2 protein-coding genes and 1 pseudogene are annotated in these 1,364 nt (G+C 60.6%); 1 reads left to right on the top strand and 2 read right to left on the bottom strand.

What is annotated here, in order from left to right:
• Both HMPREF2990_RS12365 and HMPREF2990_RS02705 read right to left on the bottom strand, forming a co-directional pair.
• Window positions 1-234, bottom strand: a pseudogene (locus HMPREF2990_RS12365) (IS6 family transposase); the annotation flags it as partial.
• Window positions 235-710: 476 nt separating this feature from the next.
• Complete coding sequence (locus HMPREF2990_RS02705; RefSeq protein WP_070762604.1) at window positions 711-1,100, bottom strand: heavy metal-responsive transcriptional regulator; 390 nt, start codon at window positions 1,098-1,100, stop codon at window positions 711-713.
• 108 nt (window positions 1,101-1,208) lie between these two features.
• On the opposite strand from HMPREF2990_RS02705, the gene HMPREF2990_RS12370 reads away from it, so the two are divergent.
• The coding region (locus HMPREF2990_RS12370) for an FAD-dependent oxidoreductase (RefSeq protein ID WP_141757774.1) at window positions 1,209-1,364 on the top strand (156 nt) is incomplete at its 3' end.

A 1,364-nucleotide genomic window follows, 5' to 3' on the forward strand; every position in this document is an offset into this window, starting at 1 on the left:
CCACCCGCCAGGACCGGGCCTGCCAATCCGGGACTTGTCGGTACCACCGGGTCTGCTTGTCCAGCTCAGGAGCATATTTCTGGACCCAGCGGTAGATGGTGCTCTGATCGACCGGTACGCCGCGTTCGGTCATCATTTCTTCCAGATCGCGGTAGCTGAGCCCGTAGCGGCAGTACCACCGGACCGCCCACAGGATGATTTCACGGGGAAATGACGACCGGAGAAGATGCCCATGGCTGTGATTATTTCACGCAGATCTTCCTATCGCCCGAACTTTGCAACAGCACCAGCGGAAACGGGGTTCTCGCGGGCCACGGTCGCACGTCACGTCGCCGCCCTTAAAGGGGCGGGTGAATGGCCCGAGCTGTAGGGGTCTCACACCGTAAGCAATATACGGTTCCCCTGCCCATTACGGCAGTGAAGAATGAGAGAACCCGGGTGAAGCAAGGTTCTCAGATAGCGGAAGACCCCGGGGAGCAGGGGGGATTGCTCGACCCAGGGCCTTCGGACGCCTGCGGAGCAGGAACCCACCCCAGCGTCATCACGAAAATATCATTTGTACAAGCAGTGTGCAGGTCTTACGCGTTAGGGATGACTACTACGTCAGTCAATTTGTCGATTTTGCTGATGAGCTCTTCCTCAATTGTGTAGATCTGGCGGTACCTTTTTGCGAGAGCCTTTTGGCGGTCCAGGAGGTGTGCCCAATTGGATTACAAGTACCTACACACTTGATCGGTGCTGCACGTTTCAGGGTCCGGGTGTGCGGCGTCCTGTCTGAGGTCCGCGATAGTGTCGCGCAGCACGGAGAGCTGCGCGATCTGCTGCTCGATCTCAGCGAGGCGCACGTCAAGCAGGTCGCGCACGTGCTCGCAGGGCGCATGGCCGCCGTCGCGGATGTCGAGGATCTGGCGGATCTGGGCGAGGGTCAGCCCGGCGGCCTGGCCCCGGTGGATGAACCCGACCCGACCCACGGCATCCTGGGCGTAGTCCCGATAGCCGGAGGCCAATCGCTCGGCCGGAGGGAGCAGCCCCGACTCCTCGTAGAACCGAAGGGTCCTGGTCGTGGTTCCGGTTGCTTCCGCAAGCTGTCCGATCCTCATGTTCGCCGATTCCCCTTCCAATGGCCACCACACTTGACCTTCCATTGTACTGGAAGGTTCACAATGGTTCCATAGGAACTCTTGAACCACAGGGAAGAGACATCTGGAATGACAAACGAAAAGTTCGATCTGGCGATTATTGGTTCCGGCGGCGGAGCGTTTGCGGCCGCGATCCGGGCCACCGGGCTGGGCAAGCGCGTCGTGATGGTGGAGCGCGGCACCGTGGGCGGGACATGCGTGAACACGGGCTGCGTCCCGTCGAAG

Origin of the sequence: Corynebacterium sp. HMSC071B10, from assembly GCF_001814825.1 — a bacterium.
Classification (GTDB): domain Bacteria; phylum Actinomycetota; class Actinomycetes; order Mycobacteriales; family Mycobacteriaceae; genus Corynebacterium.